General features: G+C 41.5%; 16 protein-coding genes and 1 pseudogene. 3 read left to right on the top strand and 14 right to left on the bottom strand.

What is annotated here, in order from left to right; genetic code table 11:
* Nucleotides 1-121: 121 nt before the first annotated feature.
* Nucleotides 122-1,249 carry a M20/M25/M40 family metallo-hydrolase gene (locus FFL34_RS00475; protein ID WP_138600359.1) on the bottom strand — a complete coding sequence of 376 codons (1,128 nt, stop codon included), beginning with the start codon at nucleotides 1,247-1,249 and terminating at the stop codon, nucleotides 122-124.
* Nucleotides 1,250-1,468: 219 nt separating this feature from the next.
* Here FFL34_RS00475 and prli42 point away from each other — a divergent pair, with 219 nt between their 5' ends.
* Nucleotides 1,469-1,606, top strand: a complete 138-nt coding sequence (prli42, locus tag FFL34_RS18100; RefSeq protein ID WP_171046227.1) for a stressosome-associated protein Prli42 — start codon at nucleotides 1,469-1,471, stop codon at nucleotides 1,604-1,606.
* Nucleotides 1,607-1,690: 84 nt separating this feature from the next.
* Here prli42 and FFL34_RS00480 read toward each other — a convergent pair whose 3' ends face one another.
* From FFL34_RS00480 to FFL34_RS00525, 10 genes and pseudogenes are all read right to left on the bottom strand, one after another.
* Complete coding sequence (locus FFL34_RS00480) at nucleotides 1,691-2,674, bottom strand: aromatic acid exporter family protein (RefSeq protein ID WP_171046228.1); 984 nt, start codon at nucleotides 2,672-2,674, stop codon at nucleotides 1,691-1,693.
* Between the two features lie 142 nt (nucleotides 2,675-2,816).
* The gene (locus tag FFL34_RS00485) at nucleotides 2,817-3,248 is read right to left on the bottom strand and encodes a BrxA/BrxB family bacilliredoxin (protein ID WP_138600363.1); all 432 of its coding nucleotides are present in this window, start codon (nucleotides 3,246-3,248) and stop codon (nucleotides 2,817-2,819) included.
* Nucleotides 3,249-3,421: 173 nt separating this feature from the next.
* The gene (locus FFL34_RS00490; protein WP_138600365.1) at nucleotides 3,422-4,699 is read right to left on the bottom strand and encodes a dihydrolipoamide acetyltransferase family protein; all 1,278 of its coding nucleotides are present in this window, start codon (nucleotides 4,697-4,699) and stop codon (nucleotides 3,422-3,424) included.
* Nucleotides 4,700-4,743: 44 nt separating this feature from the next.
* The gene (locus FFL34_RS00495; protein ID WP_138600367.1) at nucleotides 4,744-5,727 is read right to left on the bottom strand and encodes an alpha-ketoacid dehydrogenase subunit beta; all 984 of its coding nucleotides are present in this window, start codon (nucleotides 5,725-5,727) and stop codon (nucleotides 4,744-4,746) included.
* A 15-nt stretch (nucleotides 5,728-5,742) separates the two neighbouring features.
* Nucleotides 5,743-6,735, bottom strand: coding sequence for a thiamine pyrophosphate-dependent dehydrogenase E1 component subunit alpha (locus FFL34_RS00500; protein WP_138600369.1), 993 nt, complete (start codon nucleotides 6,733-6,735; stop codon nucleotides 5,743-5,745).
* A gap of 60 nt (nucleotides 6,736-6,795) precedes the next feature.
* A pseudogene (gene lpdA, locus FFL34_RS00505) lies at nucleotides 6,796-8,216 on the bottom strand (dihydrolipoyl dehydrogenase).
* Entirely contained in the window at nucleotides 8,200-9,327 is a 1,128-nt protein-coding gene (gene buk / locus FFL34_RS00510; RefSeq protein ID WP_138600371.1) for a butyrate kinase, read from the bottom strand. Before buk ends, lpdA begins: the two are co-directional and overlap by 17 nt.
* 29 nt (nucleotides 9,328-9,356) lie before the next feature.
* Nucleotides 9,357-10,451 carry a Leu/Phe/Val dehydrogenase gene (locus FFL34_RS00515; RefSeq protein WP_138600373.1) on the bottom strand — a complete coding sequence of 365 codons (1,095 nt, stop codon included), beginning with the start codon at nucleotides 10,449-10,451 and terminating at the stop codon, nucleotides 9,357-9,359.
* 3 nt (nucleotides 10,452-10,454) lie between these two features.
* Nucleotides 10,455-11,363: a bifunctional enoyl-CoA hydratase/phosphate acetyltransferase gene (locus tag FFL34_RS00520; RefSeq protein ID WP_138600375.1), complete on the bottom strand. Its 909-nt coding sequence runs from the start codon at nucleotides 11,361-11,363 to the stop codon at nucleotides 10,455-10,457.
* Between the two features lie 106 nt (nucleotides 11,364-11,469).
* Nucleotides 11,470-13,545: a sigma 54-interacting transcriptional regulator gene (locus FFL34_RS00525; protein WP_138600377.1), complete on the bottom strand. Its 2,076-nt coding sequence runs from the start codon at nucleotides 13,543-13,545 to the stop codon at nucleotides 11,470-11,472.
* A gap of 197 nt (nucleotides 13,546-13,742) precedes the next feature.
* Here FFL34_RS00525 and FFL34_RS00530 point away from each other — a divergent pair, with 197 nt between their 5' ends.
* Both FFL34_RS00530 and FFL34_RS00535 read left to right on the top strand, forming a co-directional pair.
* Entirely contained in the window at nucleotides 13,743-13,988 is a 246-nt protein-coding gene (locus tag FFL34_RS00530; RefSeq protein WP_138600379.1) for a DUF2627 family protein, read from the top strand.
* Between the two features lie 49 nt (nucleotides 13,989-14,037).
* On the top strand, nucleotides 14,038-15,384 hold the full coding sequence (locus tag FFL34_RS00535; protein ID WP_138600381.1) for an aspartate kinase: 1,347 nt from the start codon (nucleotides 14,038-14,040) through the stop codon (nucleotides 15,382-15,384).
* Between the two features lie 43 nt (nucleotides 15,385-15,427).
* Here the strand turns inward: FFL34_RS00535 and spo0A are convergent, their stop codons facing one another.
* The 3 genes from spo0A to recN form a co-directional block, all read right to left on the bottom strand.
* Nucleotides 15,428-16,216: a sporulation transcription factor Spo0A gene (gene spo0A, locus FFL34_RS00540; RefSeq protein ID WP_138600383.1), complete on the bottom strand. Its 789-nt coding sequence runs from the start codon at nucleotides 16,214-16,216 to the stop codon at nucleotides 15,428-15,430.
* Between the two features lie 236 nt (nucleotides 16,217-16,452).
* A complete protein-coding gene (gene spoIVB / locus FFL34_RS00545) occupies nucleotides 16,453-17,772 on the bottom strand; it encodes a SpoIVB peptidase (protein WP_138600385.1) in 1,320 nt (439 codons plus the stop codon).
* A 126-nt stretch (nucleotides 17,773-17,898) separates the two neighbouring features.
* The gene (gene recN, locus FFL34_RS00550; RefSeq protein ID WP_138600387.1) at nucleotides 17,899-19,608 is read right to left on the bottom strand and encodes a DNA repair protein RecN; all 1,710 of its coding nucleotides are present in this window, start codon (nucleotides 19,606-19,608) and stop codon (nucleotides 17,899-17,901) included.
* Nucleotides 19,609-19,610 lie beyond the last annotated feature (2 nt).

Consider the following 19,610-nt stretch of genomic DNA (forward strand, 5'->3'; position numbering starts at 1 on the left):
AGACCGCTCTTTTTTGATAGTAGTATTCAGCAATAACACGAGGCGAAACAAATTTTAGTAGTTCAATTTTATTATTTCCTTACGCGTTATATCGGTATGGCTTCGACACACGTGGAAAACGCTATTCGTTTGCTGCTTCCTGTACAATTGCTGTGACGAGTTCTGTGATTTTTACCAGCTCCTCTACTGGAATCCGTTCATTGGTTGTATGGATGTCCTCATAACCGACAGCCAAGTTGACGGTAGGAATGCCTAAACCCGAAATAACGTTCGCATCACTTCCGCCACCGCTCGCCTGCAAAGTGCTGTTGCGACCTATCGCTTTTGCAGCATTCCGGGCAACTTCTACCACTTTTTCGCCTTTATTCCGTTTAAACCCGGGATACATAATTTTTACATCCACTTCTGCATTGCCGCCATAGTTTGCCGCAACATCTTCAAAGGCCTGTTTCATTTCAGCAACTTGTTTTTCCATTTTGTCCGGGTTTAATGATCTGGCTTCAGCTAATATCTCAACATGATCGGCAACAATGTTTGTTTGCTTTCCGCCTTCAAATCGGCCGATATTGGCGGTTGTTTCTTCGTCAATCCGGCCTAATGGCATCTTGGATATGGCTTTGGCTGCGAGTGTAATAGCTGAAACACCTTTTTCAGGTGCGAGTCCGGCATGTGCCGTTTTCCCTTTCATAACGGCATTCAATTTAGCCTGGGTTGGCGCCGCTACAATAATGTCACCTACAGCGCCATTACTGTCGATGGCATAACCATATTTCGCATGAAGTACTGATTCATCCAACGCTTTCGCTCCAACCAACCCGGATTCTTCCCCAACAGTAATGACAAATTGAATGTCACCATGTTCCACATCATTTTCATTCAGTGTCCGAATGGTTTCTAACATAGCGGCTAAACCAGCTTTATCGTCCGCACCAAGGATTGTCGTCCCGTCTGACTCGATATAACCATCTTTTATGGAAGGGGTGATTCCCTTGCCGGGCACGACCGTATCCATATGTGATGTGAAATAAATTGGGTCGACCCCTTCTTTATTGCCCTTAAGCGTACCAATTAAATTACCTGCACCATGCCCTGTTTGCTCTTTCGCATTATCTTCTGCTACATCCAGTCCAAGTTCTGTAAACTTTTTAGTTAAAGTGTCAGCAATTTCTGCCTCGTAACCTGTTTCTGAATCAATTTGGACAAGTTCAAAAAATTCTTCTATTAATCGATCTTTGTTAATTGAAAGCATTGTCTAATCCTCCTGGGCTAGCTATATAGTTATTCATTTCATCATAACTGAATATGTGATTATTTTGTCGTTCTCCTCTAAATATGAGCATGTTGAATCTTTGTATGAAATTGATTTCCGCGTTATTTAATTTAACTATTTTATACTTTTACTCACTTGTCCTATTCGCTATTTAACGATAAAATACAATTATAGAATAAGAAATGAGGAGGAATGGGAATGGCTAAAAAAGCAGCAAAAGCACAAGCTCCCCGTAAAAAGTCAAAACGTGAACGACGAATGACACTTATCGTCTACATTATGATTATTGCAATGGTGTTATCTTCCATGACCATGGGGTTGTCTATGTTTATATAAACTGGGCTTACTGGTACCACCATTCATTAAATTCCGGAATATATACTGACTTTCATATTTATATAGCTAAAAGGCTGGGATCGGCTATTCCGGTCTTTTTTTTACCCGGATTCGAGCAGATACATCACTTTGTTTAAACTTTTCCTTCAACAGTAAATAGTCTTCAATCTCGTGAAGCAGCCGAAATAAATTTGCTCGTGTTATGAATGCCTCGCGTGTTTCCGGTAGCTCTTCCTGATCAAAAGTGTTGCGCAGTTTACTCAATTCATCTAAATAAAGGATAGCTGTATTGCCGGGATGTACAGCATCTGATAGCTTGTCAAAGAAATCAGCGACCTGTACTGAGATGGCATCTGTTTTAGGTAATCTGCTGACAAGTGGCAACATTTTTTGCAGACATTCAAATTGTTTACTCCGCATAACGAAATAATCGTGATATGGATGCTCAGTTCTTAGCAAATGATTTTCCTTATCAAGAGATACCAAATTCATAGCTTCTTGTATCAGTTCCTCACTCTTTGTCAGTTCCTTTCCGTCCCAATCCTCATTTTTATTACGTATGTATAAAGCGATTTCTCGTAAAATGAGCTGAAAGTTGCGTTCCAGTTCGGTTTGTTTCTGTTTAAGCTGTTTATCTAGACTAGGCATATATAAATTAACTAAAAGCCCTGTTCCAATTCCGACAATAATTAATAAAAACTGGTCAAACAGAAAAGAACGAGAGATACCTTCCGCACCATATAAATTTAAAATAATAACCGAACTTGTCGCAATACCGGGAGTCACTTTCAGTAGTACCGTCGTAGGTATGAAAAAAAGCAACATAATACCTACAACGATTGGATGATAACCAATCAGTTCAAAGAAGATAATAGAAAACAATGAAGCAGTGACACAAGCAAGAAAACGGTGCCACGCACTCAAAACAGAACGTTTCCGGGAAGGCTGAATACATAAAATAGTCAAAATCCCTGCGGAAACGAAATTGCTCACCCCTAGAAGTTGTGCAACCGAAATGGAAATCGGGGTGCCTATTGCAGTTTTAATCGTCCGGTAGCCGATTCGCACAATGATATCTCCTTATTAACAATTAATCTAATAAGACCTCTTTCCGCTCCCTATAACTGTACATCCTACCGTGATGAAAATGAGGCTGTTCCCGTACTTCTTGAGACAGCCTCGCTTTCGACCGGTTGTTTACCGGAAGATGTTAAATTTCTTCACAGTGTTCATCAAACACTTTTTGTAGTTTGCCGACTACTTCCATTGCACTGTAGCCTTCGATGTCAGAACGCTCAAGCATCGTGACAATTTTACCATCCTTAAGGAAAGCAAAAGATGGGGATGACGGTGGGTACCCTTCAAAGTATTCTCGTGCCTTATCTGTTGCTTCTCGGTCTTGTCCCGCAAAAACAGTGACTAGGTGATCGGGACGCTTATCATAGTGAATGGCGTTAGCTGCTGCAGGACGTGCAACACCTCCGGCACAGCCGCATGTTGAGTTAATCATAACCAATGTCGATCCTTCACGGCTTAAGGCCTCGTCAACGGATTCAGGCGTCGTCAGTTCTTCATAGCCTGCTTCCTTAACATCACTGCGGGCAGCGTCTACTACGTCTTTCATAAACAGATCAAAATCCATATAAATAGTCATCTCCTTATCAGAGGTTAAATTTAGGTTCATATTTTTAGCTTATCAATTTTTAAGTATCTTTTCAATGCAGACAACTTACCAGTCAGTATATATGATAGTTGAATACTGCATCCATAGGGTATGAACTGGAAAAGTCGGAATCACCTTGTAACCGGTAGTTTTTAATAGATACTAGTTGTATCTTTATTAATGTTTTCTAGAATTTCTTTGACCTTTGCTAGGAACTGCCCGACGACGAGTCCATCCAATACCCGGTGATCAAGTGACAGGCAGAGATTAACCATGTCACGTGCTGCAAACATGTCATCGATAATAACCGGTCGCTTAACAATGGATTCCACCTGTAGTATCGCTGCCTGTGGATGATTGATTACCCCCATGGACTGTACAGACCCGAATGCACCGGTATTATTAACAGTGAAAGTTCCGCCTTGCATATCATCAGCAGTCAGTTTTCCGGAGCGAGCCCTTGTTGCCAATTCGTGGATGTCTCTAGCTATCCCTTTAATGCTTTTTTCATCCGCATTTTTGATGACAGGGACAAATAATTCCTGGTCCTTGGCTACAGCAATCGACAGGTTAATATCCCTATGCTGGATAATCTTATCTCCGGCCCATGTGCTGTTCAATTGTGGATATTCCTTCAATGCCTGTGCAACGGCCTTTACAAAAAAGGCAAAGAATGTAAGGTTGAACCCTTCTTTTTCTTTAAATGATTCTTTCATCTGATTGCGATAAGTCACAAGATCGGTTACATCGACCTCAACTGCCATCCACGCATGTGGAATTTCCTGGGTCGAGCGGACCATGTTCTGCGCAATCGTTTTTCTTACACCGGTTACCGGTATTTCAATGTCACCGGAATTGGTTATCTGTTGCGACGGCGTGTCTTGTCCTAAAGCTGTTGATGCATCTGGCTTATGTGATGTCGTTGCTAATACTTTTTCTGTTGTCTTCTCTGTTTTCGCTTGTGTACCCGAAGCAATTAATTGTTCTATATCTTTTCTCGTTATACGGCCGCCACGTCCTGTTCCTTCGACCTGCCCAAGCTCGATACCATTTTCCTGCGCCAGCTTTAACACAGCTGGAGAATAACGCTTTTTCATCGATGTGTCATTCTCTGCAGCTTCCGTAGCGGGCTCAACCTGTCCTTCTGTATTATCATTAACTTGTTCACTCTCGCCTGTACTACGTTCCTCTTCGACATCGATGTAACAAATAAGGTCACCGACCCGGACAGTATCCCCAACCTGTGCGACGAGCTCGCTAATGACACCTGTAAATGATGATGGGACCTCCGCGTTTACTTTATCTGTCATGACCTCTGCAATCGGATCATATTTATTTACTTTATCACCCTCGCCGACTAGCCATGAATTTATCGTTCCCTCTGTTACACTTTCACCGAGCTGGGGCATATTGATTTTTTCTGTTGCCATATGTAACCCTCCTTTTAGCACATCGTTTGTAGCAATGTCAGCATTTAAAATTCCGCCATGTCACGGATGGCTGTTTCAACTTTTTCCGGGTTCATCATGAAGAATTTCTCCATGGTTGGTGAAAATGGCATGGCAGGAATATCCGGTCCGGCAAGGCGTTGTATAGGGGCATCCAGATCAAATAGACAGTTCTCAGCGATAATTGCCGCTACTTCTCCGATAATGCTTCCCTCTTTATTATCCTCGGTAATCAATAGGACTTTTCCGGTTTTTCCTGCTGCCTCAATGATGGACTCCTTATCAAGCGGATAAACAGTCCTTAAATCAAGAATGTGGGTACTGATGCCCTCTTCTTCCAGTTTTTCAGCTGCCTGCAATGCAAAATGGACGCTTAAACCGTATGTGATTACGGTAACGTCAGAACCTTCCCGCTTAATGTCCGCTTTTCCGATGGGAAGAACATAATCATCTCCCGGAACTTCTTCCTTTAAAAGACGATAGGCCCGCTTATGTTCAAAAAAGAGTACAGGATCATTATCACGGATGGAGGCTTTCAATAAACCTTTTGCATCGTATGGAGTAGACGGCATGACGATTTTAAGTCCCGGCTGATTCGCAAATACTGCCTCAACCGACTGTGAATGGTATAGTGCCCCGTGTACACCACCGCCATATGGTGCTCTTATTGTAATGGGTGCATCCCAGTCATTATTGGAGCGGTAGCGAATTTTTGCAGCTTCCGAAACAATTTGGTTCACAGCCGGCATAATAAAATCAGCAAACTGCATTTCCGCTACCGGACGCATGCCATACATGGCTGCACCTATTCCGACACCTGCTATTGCTGATTCGGCAAGTGGTGTGTCCAGCACACGATATTCCCCGAATTCGTCATAGAGACCTTTGGTGGTTCCGAATACGCCACCTTTTTTGCCCACATCTTCACCTAAAATAAATACTTTCTCATCACGCTGCATTTCTTCCCTTAAAGCAGTTGTGATTGCTTGAATATACGATTGAACTGGCATTTTCGCTTCCCTCCCTTATTCTTCATATACATACTTGAGTGCTGATTCCGGCTCCGGATATGGCGCATTTTCGGCATAGTCGGTAGCCTCATTGACGATTTTTTCAATATCTGAACGCAATTCGTTTTCTACTTCCTCCGTCAAGACACCTATCTCTTTCAAATAAGCTGCAAAAGTAATAAGAGCGTCATTTTTCTTCGCCTCATTAACTTCCGAACTTTCCCGGTACTGACGGTCATCGTCATCACTTGAGTGGGCAGTGAATCGATAAGCAACAGCTTCAATCAGTGTTGGCCCTTCACCATCGATGGCTCGTTCTCTAGCTTTTTTGACTTCTTTATAAACGGCAAGTGGATCATTCCCATCAACGGTAACTCCCGGCATACCATAGCTTTCTGCACGTTTAGAAACATTTTCGCTGGCAACTTGCTTATCAAAAGGCACGGAAATAGCGTATTGATTGTTTTCCACCATTGTTATAACCGGTAGCTTGTGGACACCCGCGAAATTCAGTCCCTCATGAAAATCTCCTTGATTAGATGAACCTTCACCTAATGTTACAAACGAGACAGTATCTTCCTTTTCCATTTTTGCAGCCAGTGCTACTCCTACTGCATGTGGAATCTGTGTTGTTACCGGTGACGACTGTGTCAGAATTCTATTTTTCTTCTGTCCGAAATGACTTGGCATCTGACGCCCACCGGAATTGGGATCTTCCGCTTTGGCAAAGGCCGATAGCATCAGTTCCTTTGCCGTCATTCCGAATGCTAGCACAACTCCTAGATCCCGGTAATATGGTGAAGTATAATCCTTGGTGCGATCAAGCGCAAATGATGCACCAATTTGCGATGCTTCTTGCCCCTGACAGGATATGACAAACGGTATTTTTCCTGCTCTGTTCAGCAGCCACATCCGTTCGTCCAGCTTTCGAGCCAACAGCATGTGTTTGTACATGTCCAGCACATGTTCATCAGTCAGTCCTAATGATTCATGACGATTTTTTACCATACATTATTCTCTCCTTCAATGGATTGAAATACAATTCCTGTTATCTCGAAAAACAGATTGCTAACCATGTATTTGTTTGCCATCAACAGCCAGTGCTGCTTCTCCCATCACTTCTGAAAGTGACGGATGTGGGTGGATATTATGCGCTACTTCCCAAGGTGTTGCATCGAGTACCTTAGCCAATCCGGCCTCTGAGATCATATCGGTAACATGTGGACCAATCATATGGACACCTAGAACATCATCCGTTTTTTTGTCAGCAATTACTTTGACGAAGCCGTTCGATTCTCCATCTACCAATGCCTTACCAACTGCTTGGAAAGGAAATTTACCGATTTTAATGTCAAATCCTGTTTCCACTGCCTGATTCTCTGTCAGGCCAACACTTGCGGATTCCGGATTAGAATAAATGCAGCTTGGGATATTGCCATATTCCAGTGGAAATGGATTGTTCCCGGCCATATGTTCCACCGCGGCAATACCTTCGTGTGAAGCTACATGGGCAAGCTGCATACCACCAATCACATCACCAATAGCATATATGTGTGCCTCTTTCGTCTGATAATAGTTATTTGTCCGGATAAATCCATTTTCAACAGCAATGTCTGTATTATGCAGCCCGATATTGGAAGTGTTAGCAGCGCGTCCAACTGAAACGAGCATTTTATCAGCCGAAAATGTTTCTTTTCCATTGCTTGTTTCCGCCTCAACGGCAATGCCCTTACCTTTTTGCAATGTTTCAGGCAGCACTTTCGCACCCTTAACAAACTGGACACCTTTCTTGGATAAATGTTTTTCCATTTCAACCGCTACTTCCTCATCTTCTGTCGGTAAAATACGCTCAAGATACTCGATAACAGTTACGTCAACCCCGAAATCAGCCAGCATGGAAGCCCACTCAACCCCAATGACACCGCCGCCTATAATAATCATGGAGTCGGGAAGCTTCTCCATATGTAATGCCTCATCAGAGCTCATGACATTTTCCCCGTCAATTTCAAGGCCGGGAAGCGATTTAGGATGGGAGCCGGTGGAAATCAGTACATGCTTTGGTACAATCATCGTGTTTTCATCACCGTTGTCATATTCAATGGAAATAGGCCTGGCATGGGTGAGAATATACTAGGACCAAGAATCCGCCCAAATCCTTTAAAAACGTCAATTTTTCCTTTTTTCATTAGCCCTTGCACACCTTGATGAAGTGTCTGAACGATACGATTTTTACGTTTCTGTACATTTGCAAAATTAAGGGTTGGTTCTCCAGTATCTACACCATATGTAGCCGCTTCTTTCGTCTGTCTGAACACTTCCGCACTTCGGAGCAGCGCCTTGGACGGAATGCAACCGCGATGTAGACAGGTACCGCCGAGTTCGTCTTTTTCGACAACAGCGACTTGCATACCAAGCTGAGATGCCCGGATTGCTGCCACATAACCACCTGTCCCTCCGCCAAGGACAACTAAATCATAATCTTTCGCCATGTAACGAATGCTCCTCTCTATCTTGATTAGATGGATATACTTTTGCTGTTTCTTTTCCTTGTAAAACTCGCTGTGCACCTTCGTACAATGTCTGGAGTTCATTTTCTCCAGGATAAATAAGCGTATCAGCAATCCAATTAACCCGGTCAACAATCATATCAGTAAACATCTTCCCATACGCCAGACCGCCAGTCAAAACGATCGCATCGACGTTTCCGTTCAGTACTGTACTTGCCGCCCCAATCTCTTTAGCAATTTGATAAGCCATGGCATCATAGATGAAGCTTGCCTCATCATCCCCATTTTCAATTCGTTCTTCCACTTCTTTAGCGTCATTGGTATGCAAGTAGGCTACCAAACCTCCCTGGCCGACTATTTTTTTCATGATTTCATCCAGATAATACTGCCCAGAAAAACACATGGACACGAGGTCACCAGCAGGCACGGTCCCGGCCCGCTCTGGGGAAAATGGACCGTCACCGTGCAACCCGTTATTTACATCAATAACTCTCCCATTGTGATGGACACCTACTGTAATCCCTCCGCCCATATGAGCAACTATCAAATTGGCTTCTGCATACGGTATATTCATTTCTTCAGCAGCTTTACGTGCTGCTGCTTTCTGATTCAACGCATGAAAAATACTTTTTCGCGGAAGTTCAGGAACACCAGAGACCCTTGCAATGTCCTGTAGCTCATCAACGACGACTGGATCAACAATAAATGCCTGTATATTCAATCCATTGGCAATTTCATGGGCAATGATGCCACCCAGATTCGACGCATGGTCTCCATTATAACCATTTCGCAAATCCGTAAGCATCGTTTCGTTGACTTCATACGTGCCGCCTTCAATGGGACGGAGCAGTCCACCACGCCCACAGACAGCACTTAATTTGGAAACATTAATACCTTCTATGTCAAGCTGCTGCAAAATGACCTGTTTTCGGAATGCGAATTGTTCTATTATATGCTTAAATGATGCTAGTTCAACGGTGGAATGTCGGATAGTCTTTTCCAGAATGCATTTTCCATCATCGAACACACCAAATTTGGTTGACGTTGATCCTGGGTTAATTACTAATATTCGGTTAGGCTGATACTGTGACACTTTAATTTACCTCCGTGTTGTAGCATGGCTTATCGTCTACTCAATGTATGATGACCATTCAATAAAAATTGACCGCGAGATGCCTTTAATGATTGAATACGCTCCTCTGCCATCCGGTCTGCTGCAATATTGGCAGGTATATTATCGCGTCTGGAAATCGCAAAGACTTTTGACAAATTATCGTAAATCGTGTCCACTTTCTTCATCGCCCTATCCTTATTATAACCGTTCAACTCATCAGAGACATTGATAACGCCACCTGAGTTGATGACATAATCTGGTGCGTAAACGATTCCTTTCTCGTGAAGGAGTTCTCCGTGTTTATCTGATTTCAATTGATTGTTGGCAGAACCTGCAATTACTTTTGCTTTTAGCTGCGGAATAGTTTCATCATTAATTGCAGCACCCAACGCACACGGGGCAAAAATGTCACATTCAGCGCTGTAAATATCATCCGGGGCAACCGCTTTGGCACCGAACGCATCTTCAGCACGTTTGATTGCTTCTTTATTGATATCAGTGACAATTAAGTTAGCACCTTCCGCGTACAAATGTTCACATAATGTATAAGCAACATTACCGACACCTTGCACTGCAACAGTCTTACCCTCAAGAGAATCACTACCGAATGCTTCGTTTGCTGCAGCCTTCATGCCCTTGTATAGTCCATAGCCTGTAACAGGTGATGGATTACCGGATGAGCCGAATTCCGCTGAAGTTCCTGTAACAAAATCTGTTTCCATATAAATCAAATCCATATCGCCGACAGTTGTACCTACATCTTCTGCAGTTATATATCGTCCGTTAAGACTTTGTATATATCGTCCGAAAGCGCGAAACATCTCCGGATTTTTGTCTTTTTTTGGGTCACCAATAATAACTGCCTTGCCTCCACCGAGATTTAAACCCGCTGCTGCATTTTTGTATGTCATACCTCTTGCCAGACGAAGCGCATCTTCTATAGCGTCAGCTTCTGAATCGTAGGACCACATTCTTGTTCCGCCCAAAGCCGGACCTAGCGTTGTATCATGTATCGCAATAATTGCTTTCAGCCCGGAATTTTTGTCTTGACAAAATACTAACTGTTCATAATCACTTTCTTCCATATACGGAAATATTTCCATTAGTTAAACCCCCTGAAAAGTTTTTTCGGAAACGAGTGCCATTGCAAGAGAATTTAATTTGCTAGCACTGGAATCCGCTCGTGACGTTAATACAATTGGAGCGGTTGCACCACTAATAACGGCAGCAGCCTGTGCTCCCGAAAAATACATAAAAGATTTATACAGAACATTGCCCGCTTCAATTGAAGGTACTACCAGTATATCAGCATTTCCCGCGACATCGGACTTAATTCCTTTTTGGGCAGCAGCTTCAGCAGAAACCGCATTATCAAATGCCAGCGGTCCATCAATGGTGCAACCGCTGATTTGTGCACGTTTTTGCATCTGTGTAAGTGCTGCTGCATCCAATGTAGCTTGCATTGCGGGATTAATTTCTTCAACTGCGGCAAGTACAGCCGTTTTAGGATCCGAAATGCCAACACCATGTGCCACACGCACCGCGTTCTTAATGATTTCAACTTTTTCTTCTAAACCCGGCGCTATATTCATCGCTGCATCCGTCAGAAAAATAAGCCGATCCTGATTCGGAATTTCAAACAGTGCAACGTGCGACAGAACTTTACTTCCTCGCAGTCCATTGGTTTTATCTAGTACAGCTTTCAACACATTTTTCGTCGGAATGTTTCCCTTCATCAAGATGTCGGCTTCCCGGTTATGGACATCCTTCACTGCTGCAGCTGCAGGAACCTCTGTATGCGTTATTGCGATTGATTCCGATGTTAAGTCAAGGCTAATTACTTCAGCAATAGAAGCTATTTCACTTGCACACCCGAACAAATGGAAGGAACACATTGTTTCATCCACTGCTTGCTTCACTGCTGCTAAAACTTGTTCATCGGCAGCGCCAGCTACTGCAACGACCTTATCCTTTGTATATATTGCCTGTTGCTTTAACTCTGACAAAGTATTCATTCAAGTTCTCCTACCCTCCTATGAATTATATAGCAAAAATCGTGCCAACCCATTATGTTTTGTAAGCGCTTTTACGGTAAGATTTGTTGCGTGCAATAAATTGCAATCAAGAAAAATCTTGCATGCCATTTTTGTCAATGCCGTGTTTTTCAAGTTTATAGTACAGATTTCGAATTGATATATTTAATTCATTGGCAGTTTGCGTTTTATTATAATCATTTTGCTCTAAAACAGTACGGATATATATTTCTTCATACTGTTCCATAGCGGCTTTTAACGAACGGCTGTCAGTAAGCACCCCGCTAGATTCCGCTTTTTTATGATTAGCAGTTGGATGCAGATTAGGGATGTGTTCTTTTTTGATTACTTCTTCATTCATGTCCATATAGATCATGGCGCGCCCAATCACATTTTCCAATTCTCTGACGTTCCCCGGCCAATGATAGCTTTGTAAATAGGTACAAGCCGCCTCTTCAATGGTTTTTATATTCCGTCCATAATCCTGGTTAAGTTTTTGGATAAGGTATATTGCCAATTCAGGCAGGTCATCTATACGTTCATTAAGCGATGGAATATAAACCGGCAGGCGATTCAGCCGGTAATAAAGATCCTCACGGAATGCTTTAGTCATAATTGCTTTCTCAAGATTGACATTCGTTGCGGCAATCACCCGTACATCAATAGATATTGGACTGACAGACCCGACACGGATGATCTCATTTTCCTGAAGGACACGAAGCAGCTTTGCCTGCATATGATGTGACAGTTCGCCGATTTCGTCGAGGAAAATGCTTCCTGAGTTGGCCTCTTCAAACAATCCCTTTTTTCCGCCCCGTTTCGCTCCTGTAAATGCACCCTCTTCATAGCCGAACAATTCGCTTTCGAGTATATTTTCTGCAATAGCAGCACAGTTGACGCGAATGAATTTGTTGTGCTTTCGGTCACTTTCATTATGAATGGCATGGGCAAACAACTCTTTCCCCGTTCCGGATTCACCCCTGAGTAGTACTGTAGCTGGTGTTCTTGCACCTACTTTAGCCTGTTCAAGTGCAATTTTCATTTCAGGTGACGGGCCGACAATATCGTTAAATGAATATTTTGCCTCGAGGTTGCGGATGATTTGCCTTGCCCGCTTAAGTTCATTTGTCAACGTCCGAATTTCCGATACATCATGAAGAATACCGACACTGCCTTTTATTTTTCCATCAACAATAATCGGCGCAACATTCACGATCACATCTTTTTTAGCAGGACCGACCTTCATCCGTACGCCACGGACAGCTCGCCGTGTCTGCAGCACTTTCATGTGCATGCTTTCCCCTTCATAAATATCAACACTTGCAGGGTTTCCTATAATGTCTGATTCTTTTAGGCCAGTGATACGCGTATAGGCGGGGTTGATCATCATGCCATTTCCCTTTTCGTCCACAACGGATATGGCTTCATCTGAAGAATGGATAATGGCTTCAAGCATTGTTTTAATTTCTTTTAGGTCGGTGTTTTCTTCAGCAAGATTCATGACCTCTGTAATATCTTTAAACACAGCAAAAGCACCAAGCAGTCTTTCTTGATCATTAATCATGGGTATACGGGTTGTAATCACTTTTTTGGCATTTTCCAGGACAAGCTTCTGATTTACTTCCTTCCTACGGGTATGCAAGACATGAGGAAGCCTTGAGCCGGAAATAACATGTTTAATATCCCGGCCTTTTAATTGATCCCTCGAAAGACCGAGAATCCGTTCCGCACTTTTATTGGCAAACTGCACGGTCTCATCCCCGTTGATAACAATCATTCCGTCATGAATATTGTTAAGAATCAGTTCTTGGTTGTTTGCCTGCAATTCCAACTGTTCCAATAACGTTTCTTTTTCTTCCATCAGCTCGGAAATGATATATGCAACGCTTCCCGGAATGACAACGGTCTTTTTGCTTCTTTTGTCGAGTAACTCGTCAAGTACAGCCTCATCACCTGTAGCCTCGATGATAATATCAATATCGCCATTTATCCAATCATTATAATTCTCCCCGGTGGGAATGCTCTTTTCCAATGCTTTTTTCAAACCTATAGCATTAGGATTTTTATCGATTACACCAGTAATTTTCATACGGTCCGTTTTAGCAAGTATTTCTAATAATGCGCTACCACCTTTACCAGCACCAACTATGATTACGCGCTTCATGTGCATCCCCACCCCTGCAATAATTTGCACAGTTTAAGTATACGTTATTATATTGTTGAAAACAAATGATATCTTTAGAAGCTTTTAAAACCATCTTTTTTCCGAGATTGCACAGCTATAAGATGCATTAAATCTGTTTCTATTTTTTGTACAATTTGCTATAATTAAAAGATATTCAACACCAAAGGAGAAAAGACATGGCTCGTTTTATTGCAGTGCTACTGCTGTTATTACCCGGCCTATTGTCAGCGCTTGGAATTAAACTTATGCGTGACACACTCTTTAACGAATTCAGCCCAATATTTGTACATGCCGGTATCCAATTTGCCGCCGGATTCCTGTTCTTCCTTGCAGGTCTTGCATTTATTGGCGGTTTTATCGTTCGCCGGGACAGGAAAAATTTGAAGAAAAAAAAGGAAAATGGGAAAAGAAAACGAAAATAATAATAACTCAACTGTTATTTTATTCAATCAAAGTTATGGAGCGATGTTTATGAAAGTGGCAAAATTTGGAGGAACTTCCGCAGCAAGCGGGGAACAAATCAAAAAAATCAAGTCAATCATCACAAGTGATCCAGATCGAAAAATCATTGTTGTTTCAGCACCAGGAAAACGTTTCGAGGCAGATTCTAAAGTAACTGACCTATTAATTGCATTAGGCAATGCAGCCTTTGCGAATGAACCAGTCGATGAATGGATGGAAAAAATCTCAAACCGCTTTTTTGCTATTTCAGAAGAACTACAAATTCCTAAATCCGTTGTGGAGGAAATTGAACAAACGATAAAAGAAATACTTTCAAGCAATCTGCCTGAACATATGAAAATGGATGCTCTAAAAGCCGTCGGTGAAGACAGCTCAGCTAAACTAATCAGTGCATATTTGGAAATATCAGGTTTCCAAGCTAAATATGTGAATCCAAAAGATGCGGGGATTATTGTCAGCAATGAACCAGGTAAGGCAAAAATTTTGCCGGAAAGTTTATCATTGCTGGCTGATTTGCGTGAAGAAGATGGTATTATTGTTATACCCGGTTTCTTTGGATATACGAAAAATGGACAGCTAATGACATTTCCAAGAGGTGGTTCTGACATAACCGGGTCCATTGTTGCTGCGGGGGTTAAGGCTGATTTATACGAAAATTTCACAGATGTAAATTCGGTTTATACTGTAAATCCAACAATCGTTCAAAATCCAAAAGAAATACGTACTTTAACATATAGAGAAATGCGTGAGCTATCATATGCAGGCTTTTCTGTCTTTCATGATGAGGCACTTATCCCGGCATTCGAGGAAAAAATACCTGTTTGTATAAAAAACACCGGTAATCCTAAAGCACCTGGAACAATGATAGTAGCTGATAAAAAACCACAGGAAAAGTGTGTGGTTGGCATTGCAAGTGACACAGGATTTGCAAGTTTGTACATCAGTAAATATCTAATGAACCGCGAAGTCGGATTCGGAAGAAGGTTACTACAAATACTGGAGGAAGAAGATGTTTCATTTGAACATGCGCCCTCCGGAATTGATGAAATGTCCGTTATTATTCGCGAGACACAGCTTACGCCAAACAAAGAGGATACTTTAATCAGACGGATTAAAAGTGAACTGAGTCCAGATATGATATCCATTGATCACAATTTCGCGATGATTATGGTCGTTGGAGAAGGTATGAAGAACACGATAGGGATTGCTAATAAAGCGGCTGCAGCCTTATCAGAGGCGAATGTAAATATAGAGATGATCAATCAAGGGTCATCTGAAGTATCAATGATGTTTGGTATTAAAGCAGATAAATTACACCAAGCTATCCAATCCTTATACCGAACGTATTTTGGTTAAATAAAAACTGTATGTGTTCGTCACATACAGTTTTTATTTCTTATTAACTGGCTTTATGTTCCAACCGCAGCCGGTCGGCCACCATGGCAATGAACTCTGAGTTAGTCGGTTTTGCTTTTGAAATATTGACTGTATAGCCAAACAAAGCTGAAATGGATTCAATGTTTCCGCGGCTCCAGGCAACCTCAATAGCATGACGGATAGCACGCTCAACACGAGATGAAGTCGTGTTGTATTTTTTTGCTATATCCGGATAAAGCACCTTTGTAATGGAACCTAGCAACTCAATGTCATTATAAACCATTGTAATTGCTTCTCTTAAGTACATATATCCTTTAATATGTGCTGGTACACCAATTTCATGAATAATATTTGTTATACTTGCTTCCAAGTCCTTCTTCTTTCGCTCCTTATTTACCGGTTTTTTTGTTGCCGGCTGGTTTAAGATGTTCGTGCCCTCTCCGTGTACCTGACGAATCTGATCGGCTAGATTGTCTAGCTCAAATGGCTTTAAAATAAAATAGGAAGCGCCTAGATCAACCGCTTTTTTCATGACTTCTTCCTGACCAAACGCCGTCAGCATAATAACGTTCACATCATTATTGTTTTGACTTCCCCGAATAGTATTTAAAACACCTAGCCCATCAATATGAGGCATGATAATATCCAAAATAAGAACATCAGGTTCTGTCCCCTCGAGCATTTCCAAACACTCTCGACCATTGTGAGCAATTCCTACAACGTCAATATCTGCTTGATCCTCAAAGTATTCTTCCATTAACTGGATGAGTTCCCTATTGTCATCAACTAAACAAACTGAAATCTTTTCCACGTGTAGTTCCTCCTTTAATTCGAGCTTTCTCCACGTAACATATTCGACATAAGTTCCAAATATCCTTTTTTTATTTAAAAAACTTTGTATTTTTTTGGTCTTGCTCTAATTTTCTCCGTTTTAATTTAAATATCGATATGCTTCGATCATTTTTGACAAAGTTTGTCGAAAAATATTTTGAGCATGAAAAAAACTTGCTATAAGATAATAATACATATCCTATAGCAAGCATATAGTTAGCTGGCTTCTTGTTTAGACTGTTCTTTAACTTTTATTCCCGCTTCCTGCAGCATCCACTCAATGTGGACACCGTAACCGCTTGTCGGATCATTGACGAAAACATGTGTTACTGCACCAATGATTTTATCACCCTGAATAATCGGGCTACCACTCATTCCTTGAACGATTCCCCCTGTTTTATTTAAAAGTTCCTCGTCTGTTATTTTAACTACCATTCCTTTTTTGGCAGGGAATTTTTGTGGAACGCTGCTGACAATCTTCACATCAAAAGCTTCCACTTCTTCTCCATCAAGAACCGTTAAAATCTTGGCCGGCCCCTCTTTTACTTCATGGGGCAACGCTATTGGCATTGGTTTATCATATTTGCCATTCTTTATTTTTTTATTTAATTTCCCGAAAATACCGAAAGGACTGTTTTTAGTAATGCTACCGATTTTTTTATCTTTTACGGAGAATTTCGCCTGTTTTTCACCAGGAGTTCCATTATTCCCTTTTTCAATTGAGGTTACTTTGGAACGTACTACGGATCCATTATGGATTTCAATTGGTTTTTGTGTATCCATATCGGAAATGACATGACCAAGCGCTCCATAATTTTTTGTTTCCGGATCATAAAAAGTCATTGTTCCTATTCCCGCAGCGGAATCACGTATATACAAACCAATACGATATTCGTCTTCTTTTTTATTTTTTACAGGATTTAATGTTGTTTCAATGGTCTCATTGTCCCGCTTAATTGTTAATGACAATGCTTCGTTTTCCTTCCCCGCCTTTTCTACAAACGGTTTGACTTCTTCCATTTTCTTTATTTCTTCATCATTTATTTTCAAAATGACATCACCCACTTGGATATCTGCTTTTTCCCCGGGGGATACCATTCCGTTGTCACTTTTTACCTGATGATGCCCGACAACGAGAACGCCAAGTGTATGAAGCTGAACACCAATCGATTGTCCGCCTGGGATAACACGTATGTCCTCAAGAACGGAGACATCCACTTTTTTGAGCGGGAGTCCGGCCGCTTCATACATAAGCTGACTATTCCCCTGTTTTTTTGGATAAAATACTGACGAATCCACGGCTTGAATACTTTCCCCAGAGGAATCAATAGTTACATTTTTACCAAGTACAGGCATATCCAATGATGAGGCACTGTTGTTAAGTGCGACAGCTTGATTTGGAATGGAAAGATATTGCTGGACTGGTTTTAGAAAAGGAAGTACCAATACGGCCGTCAAAAGCAGAATGCCTGTAAATATGCGTATTTTGCTATATTTCTTCACCCAATTCACTCTCCTCGGCCAACCCCATACCATTAATTTTTCTTTGTACTTCTAATTTGACCGAACCGATCTTATTTTAAACTGGTGAAAAAAAAGAAAAGCAGTGTATCTTTTCCTTTTTAAAAAATACCAGCTTTTCATTATGAATAAATATTATGATTACATTTGTTTATAACTGGAGGCCATTTCCAGCATTTCTCTAGCATGATCTTTCGCCGTCTCCGTCAACTTCGTCCCTGTGATCATCCGGCTTAATTCGTCAATTTTTTCGTTTTCGCTCAATTCTTCCACAACTGTTGCGGTTCTGTCATTTTTTTCGTATTTCTGAATAAGCTTATGAATATCTGCCATTGCCGCCACTTGAGGTAAATGGGTAATACATAGTACTTGTGATTGCCTGGAAATTTGCTGAATTTTTTCGGCAATTGCTTGTGCAACCCGCCCACTTACACCAGTGTCCACTTCATCAAAGATGACACTGGTTATACCTTGATGTTTAGCAAACAGTTTTTTAATAGCAAGCATAATTCTGGACAATTCACCGCCGGAAGCTACTTTACTCAGCTGTTTCATTGGCTCTCCGGGATTAGCGGAAATAAGGAACTGAACGTAATCAAATCCGTCCCGGTGTAGCTTTGGATCTCCTTCCCGCCCAGATGCAGTTTTCGAATCAAAAGAGGTCGAAAAGGAGGCTTTTTCTAAATAAAGATCGGCAAGTTCAGCGTGTATATCGTTTGTCAAAGCGCGAGCGGCTTCTTGACGCAATACATGCAGTTCTTTGGCTTCGAGATAAGCGTCCTGATACGTTTGATAAATTTGTTCTTCAAGTTTTGCTAAGTGTGTATCTTTGTTTGTAAGTTGCTCCATTTCTTCCTCAATTTCACCCAGATATTCCAGTATATCATTCACTGAAGCACCATATTTCTTTTTCAGGCAATCGATTTCATACAGTCTTGATTCAATTTCATTAAGCCGTTCCGGATCATATTGAAGAGAATCAACATAATTGCGCAGCTCGTACATTAATTCCTCAACCAGGAAATAATGATTGGATAATTCTTCTGCTTTTTCAGCTATAAAGGAATCATATTCACTGCCGCTCTGAAGGGACTGGCTTGCTATATTCAACCACTCAGTTCCTTTTTGTTCACCGTAAAGTGCATTATAGGCATCCTGTAATGCGGTATAAATTCGCTCGAAATTAGTTAGCTGACTGCGCTCCTCTTCAAGCTGCACATCTTCACCCGGGACAAGGTTTGCCTGTTCAATTTCACTTTGCTGAAATTTGAGCAAGTCAAGTCGTTGTGTCATTTCCTGCTCATTAGCACTTAACTCCTTATATCGTTTTTGCAATGATAAATATTTTTCGTATAAGCGAGTGTATTCGATTTTTGTTTTCTCTATTTGTTTCTCACTGTACAAATCAAGGAGCCGGATATGGTTGTTAGGATCCATTAATGATTGTGTTTCATGCTGACTATGTATATCGATTAACCGTTGTCCAAATTCCCTTAAAATGGCTAGTGTGACTAGTTTACCGTTCACTCTGCAGATACTTTTTCCGCTTGAAGTAATCGTTCGGTTTAATACAATCATGCTATCCTGAATGTCAATTCCATATTTGTCGGCAATATCATACAATTCTCTATTATCGGATCCTAATATAAAAAGTCCTTCTATCCTAGCTTTACTTGTCCCATGCCGCACGTATTCAACTGAACCTCTTCCACCGGCCAGTAGCTGAATGGCATCAATAATAATGGATTTACCGGCACCTGTTTCACCGGTTAAAACAGTTAGGCCATCATCGAACGTGATGTCAACTTGATCAATAATAGCAAAATCTTGTATTGATAATTCTGTCAGCACAT

Origin of the sequence: Lentibacillus cibarius (assembly GCF_005887555.1) — a bacterium.
In the GTDB taxonomy this organism is placed as follows: domain Bacteria; phylum Bacillota; class Bacilli; order Bacillales; family Amphibacillaceae; genus Lentibacillus; species Lentibacillus cibarius.